This is a genomic window from Streptomyces sp. NPDC026062 (genome assembly GCF_055568375.1).
On sequence record NZ_JBVHOQ010000105.1, the window covers coordinates 1 to 5050 of the forward strand.

General features: G+C 71.4%; 5 protein-coding genes. 1 reads left to right on the top strand and 4 read right to left on the bottom strand.

Annotated features, from left to right (window positions below; all coding sequences use genetic code 11):
- Window positions 1-147: 147 nt before the first annotated feature.
- The 4 genes from ACZ4LX_RS37820 to ACZ4LX_RS37835 are packed head-to-tail and all read right to left on the bottom strand — an operon-like array spanning window position 148 to window position 4069.
- Window positions 148-1122, bottom strand: a complete 975-nt coding sequence (locus ACZ4LX_RS37820; protein ID WP_467650663.1) for an ABC transporter substrate-binding protein — start codon at window positions 1120-1122, stop codon at window positions 148-150.
- 27 nt (window positions 1123-1149) lie between these two features.
- Window positions 1150-1995, bottom strand: a complete 846-nt coding sequence (locus tag ACZ4LX_RS37825) for an ABC transporter ATP-binding protein (RefSeq protein WP_467650664.1) — start codon at window positions 1993-1995, stop codon at window positions 1150-1152.
- A complete protein-coding gene (locus ACZ4LX_RS37830) occupies window positions 1992-3062 on the bottom strand; it encodes a FecCD family ABC transporter permease (RefSeq protein WP_467650665.1) in 1071 nt (356 codons plus the stop codon). The genes ACZ4LX_RS37825 and ACZ4LX_RS37830 overlap by 4 nt, the downstream gene beginning before the upstream one ends.
- Window positions 3059-4069 (bottom strand): FecCD family ABC transporter permease, encoded by a 1011-nt coding sequence (locus ACZ4LX_RS37835; RefSeq protein WP_467650666.1) that lies wholly within the window; start codon window positions 4067-4069, stop codon window positions 3059-3061. Before ACZ4LX_RS37835 ends, ACZ4LX_RS37830 begins: the two co-directional genes overlap by 4 nt.
- A 129-nt stretch (window positions 4070-4198) precedes the next feature.
- Between ACZ4LX_RS37835 and ACZ4LX_RS37840 the strand changes: the two genes are divergently transcribed.
- A complete protein-coding gene (locus tag ACZ4LX_RS37840; RefSeq protein ID WP_467650667.1) occupies window positions 4199-4813 on the top strand; it encodes an HAD family hydrolase in 615 nt (204 codons plus the stop codon).
- Window positions 4814-5050 lie beyond the last annotated feature (237 nt).

The following is a 5050-nucleotide window of genomic DNA, read 5'->3' on the forward strand; positions in this document are numbered from 1 at the left end:
CCGGGTCCCACCGCGTACCGGCGGAACGTTCGTCGTTCGAGGAGACGCCCCGGAGGGGCACCGGACCCCCACCCACCGGGACAAGGCGAACCCCGCAACGCGGAGCGACCCGCACCCCGGACCGGGGCAACGGATGCGCCCCCGCCGTCAGCCCGCCATCTTCGTCTGGAACTCGTCGAGGATCTGGCCCGCCGCCGTGTAGCCGATGCCGGCGATCCACAGGCGGTCGTCGACCTTGAAGACCTTGCCGTTCTTGGAGGCGGTCAGCCCCTTCCACAGGCCGCTCTTCATCGTCTTCGTCGTCCCCGCCTTGTCCGGGTCGCCGTACGTGGACGTGAAGACGACATCCGCGTCGGCGAGGTCGATCTTCTCGGGGGAGACGTCGTAGGAGAAGCCGTCCTTGGCCTTGTCGGTGATGGCGGGGCGGCCCATGCCGAGGTCGGCGAGGATCGAGCCGATGTAGTTCTGCTTGCCGTAGATGCGGATGTCGGCGCCCTCGACGAAGCGGACGAAGTTGACGTCCGTGGCTGCCGCCTTCTCCTTGCCGCCGATCGCCTCGGTCACCTTCGCGATGTGGGCGTCGTACGCGGCGATGACCTTCTTCGCCCCGGCCTGCTTGCCGAGCGCCTCGGCGTGGACCTGGAAGTTCTCCTTCCAGGCGCTGCCCGTGGACTCCGTCATCACGGTGGGGGCGATGGCGCTGAGTTCCTTGTACCGGTCTCCGTCGCGGACCTTGCTGGTGAGGATCAGGTCAGGCTTCAGGGAGGCCACGGCCTCCATGCTCGGGTTGGCGATCTCGCCGACCTCGGTGAGCTTCTTCGTCTTGTCCGCGGGAAGGTATGTGGGGAAGCCGTCCTCCGTCGCCGAGTGGGTCGCGCCCACGGGCTGGACACCCAGGGTGAGCGCGGAGTCCAGCTCGCCGGTGTCGAGGACGACGACGCGCTTGGGTGCCACGGGGACCTTCACGTCACCCATGGCCGTCTTGACGGTGTGGGTCGCGGCGGCGTCCGTGCCGGCGCTGTCGGAGTCCGAGTCGGACGAACCGCAGGCGGAGAGCGCGAGCGTGCCGGTCAGGGCGAGGGCGCCGAGGGTGATGCCGCGGCGGCGCTGGGCGGTGGACATGAAGGGCCTTTCCGTGGGTGGTGTGGGTCAGGAGGAAGCCGTGGGCTGCCAGGGCGCACCCGGCACGACGAGCGGGGATCCCGTCACCGGGTCCGGGACGATCACGGCTTCGAGGCCGAAGACCTCGCGTACGAGCTCCGCCGTGACGACGTCCTGCGGGTGGCCCTCGGCGACGATCCGGCCCGCCTTCATGGCGACCAGGTGGTCGGCGTAGCGGGCCGCCTGGTTGAGGTCGTGCAGCACGGTCACCACGGTCCGGCCCCGGGTCCCGTCGGCGGCCGGGGCGGCGAGCCGGCGCACCAGGTCGAGGACCTCCACCTGGTGGGCGATGTCGAGGTAGGTGGTCGGCTCGTCGAGGAGCAGCAGGTCCGTGTCCTGGGCGAGTGCCATCGCGATCCAGACGCGCTGGCGCTGCCCGCCGGAGAGCTCGTCCACCGACCGGGGGCCGAGCGCGGTGATGTCGGTGCGTTCCATGGCCTCGGTCACCGCCCGTTCGTCCTCCTGGGACCACTGCTGCCACCAGTGCTGGTGGGGCTGGCGGCCACGGGCGACGAGGTCGGAGACGGTGATCGCCTCGGGGGCCACGGGGGTCTGCGGGAGCAGGCCGATCGACTGGGCGATCTTCTTCGTGGGGATCTTCGACAGCTCGGTGCCGTCCAGGAGCACCGCCCCGCCGCGCGGCTTGAGGAGCCGGCCGAGCGCGCGCAGTGTCGTCGACTTGCCGCAGGCGTTCGGCCCGACGATGACGGTGACCTTGCCGTCGGGGACGGCGAGGTCCAGCTCGTGGACGACGGTGCGGTCCTCGTAGGCCAGGGTCAGCTCGCGCACCGTCAGCCGGCTGGTCGCGACGTCCTGCTGTCGGGTCGTGGTCATGCGTTGCCTCCCGAGCGGCCACCGTGACCGCGGATGATCAGCCAGATCAGATACGGGGCGCCGACCGCCGCCGTCAGGACGCCCACCGGCAGTTCGGTGGGGGAGAAGAGCCTGCGTGCCAGCAGGTCCGCGAAGACCACGATCACCGCGCCGAGCAGGGCCGAACAGAGCAGCGGGATCTGCGCGGTGCGGGTCATGCGGCGGGCGATCTGCGGGGCGAGCAGCGCGACGAAGTCGACCGGTCCGGCCGTCCCCGTGGCCACGGACGCCAGGATCACACCGAGCGCGACGAGCCCCAGCCGTACCCGCCCCAGCCGGACCCCGAGCGCGGTCGCCGTGTCGTCGTCCATGGACACGGACCGCTGGGCGCGGGCGGCCCACAGGATGGCGGGCAGCAGGACCAGCAGGGTCCAGCCGATGGGCGCGGCCTCGTCGTAGCCCCGGCCGTTGAGCGACCCCGTCATCCAGATCTGCGCCTGCTGGGCGACGAGATAGTCGCCCTTGGTCAGGAACAGGGTGGTGACCGAGCGCAGCGCGATCGCGAAGCCGATGCCGATGAGGACGAAGCGGGTGGCGTGCAGCCCGCCGCGCCATGCGAAGGCGTAGACGAGCGCCGCGGCCGCGACGCCGCCGATCACCGACAGGTACGGCAGCACGGTGTACGAGGTGATGCCGAACGTCATCGCGCCGACCGTGAGCGCGCTGGCGCCCTGGCTGATGCCGATGATGTCGGGGCTTGCGAGGGGGTTGCGGGCCACGGTCTGGATCAGCGCGCCGGCGATCCCGAACGCGAGGCCGACGAGCAGCCCGACGATCATGCGCGGCAGCCTCAGCGTGCCCACGACGAGTTCGTCGGGGGAGGGCCGTCCCAGGATCACGTTCAGGACCTCGGACGGCGCGACGAAGCTCTCGCCGACGCAGAGGTACGCGACACAGACGACGGCCAGCAGCACGACGAGCGACGCGGCGACGACCGAGGCCCGGCGGTGCAGGAGGAACCGTCCGCGCGTTCCGATCGTCACGAGGCTGTACCCGGCGGGCCGCACCGCGGCCGTGGGGGCGCTCATGCGGGCACCGCCTTCCGGCGCACCAGCGTGACCAGGAACGGCACCCCGATCAGGGCCGTCATGACTCCGGCGGGCACCTCGCTCGGCGGGAAGACGATCCGGCCGATGACATCGGAGACGAGCAGCATCACGGGTCCGATCAGGGCGGCCATCGGGAGCACCCAGCGGTGGTCGCTGCCGACGACCGCACGGGCGATATGGGGAACGGCGAGGCCGATGAACGCGATCGGCCCGGCCGCGGCGACCCCGGCCCCGGTGAGCACGGTGGCACCGATGCCCCCCACGATCCGTACGGTCGCGATCTTCTGCCCGAGGCCCTTCGCCATGTCCTCGCCGAGCGCGAGCGCGTCGAGGCCGCGGGCGACGCAGAGCACGAGCACCGTGCCGAGCAGCAGGAACGGCCAGATCTGCTGGGCCACCTCGGCCTCGCGGCCGGCGATCGAGCCGACCTGCCAGAACCGGAACTCGTCCAGCGCGGACGCTTTCGTGGTCAGCACGGCCATGGTCACCGACACCAGCAGTGCGTTGATCGCGGCGCCGCCGAGCGCGAGCTTCACCGGGGTGGCGCCACCGCGCCCGCTGGAGGCGATGGCGTACACGGCGACGGAGGCGATGGCCGCCCCCGCGAAGGCGAACCAGACATATCCGGTGAGCGTGTGGATCCCCGCGTACGCGATGGCGAGCACCACCCCGACCGAAGCCCCCTGGCTGATGCCGAGGATGCCGGGGTCGGCGATGGGGTTACGGGTGATGCCCTGGAGGACCGTCCCGGCGAGGGCGAGCGAGGCGCCGACCATCAGGCCGATCAGGGTGCGGGGAACCCGCATGTTCCGGATGACCTCGGCGGCGTCGGAGTGCCCTCCGTGGACCAGTGCGTCGAACACCTCGGACGGGGGTATGGAGCGCGCCCCGACGGCGAGACTGAGCAGTACGGCGACCAGCAGCGCCACGACGGCGGCCGCCGTCGCGAGAGCGCGTCTGGAGCGGCGTGGTGCGGCGGCTGACATCGGACCCCATCGACAAGCGAAACAAAGCAAAACAAAGCCAAGCAAAGTAAGGCTTGGCTAAGTCTAAGCGTCGGGTGTGCGGGGCCGTCCGGGGGTGTGCGGGGAGCGGTGGTCGGCACAATGGAGGACATGGCTACGCAGGTACTGACGGTCGGCTTCGACCTGGACATGACGATCATCGACTCACGCCCCGGCATCGCGGCCGCGTTCGTGGCGCTCTCGGCGGAGACGGGGGCGGTCATCGACACCGATCTGGTGGTGAGCCGGCTGGGACCGCCCCTGGAGCAGGAGATCGCACACTGGTTCCCGGCGGCCGACGTGGCCGCGGTGGCCGACCGCTACCGCGAGATCTACCCCACTTACGCGATAGGCCCGTCGCTCGCGATGCCCGGGGCGCGGGAGTCGATCGAGGCGATCCGTGCGCTGGGCGGCCGGACGATGGTCGTCACCGCGAAGTACGAGCCGAACGCGAAGCTGCACCTGGCACACCTCGGCATCGAACCCGACGTGATCGTGGGCGGCCTCTGGGCCGAGGCGAAGGCCCAGGCGCTGCGCGCGCACGGAGCGGGCGTGTACGTGGGCGACCACACGGGCGACGTACGCGGCGCCCAGGCCGCGGACGCCTTCTCGGTGGGCGTGACGACGGGACCGTGCGACGAGGCGGAGCTGCGCGCGGCGGGCGCGGACGTCGTCCTGCCGTCCCTGACGGAGTTCCCGGCGTGGCTGGAGACGTACACGGCGTAGTAGGGGGCCCTTGGGCGGGCGGCAGCGAGGCCCTGTCCGTTGCCCCGGTCCGGGGCGCGGGGTTCCGTCCTCAATCGCCGGACGGGCTCGGTGCGGGTGCTCCGTGGGGGTGCGGGTGCTCCGCGTTGCGGGTTCGCGTCACCCCGGTGGGTGGGGGTCCGGTGCCCCTCCGGGGCGTCTCCTCGAACGACGAACGTTCCGCCGGTACGCGGTGGTGCCCGGGTATCTGTTCGTCGT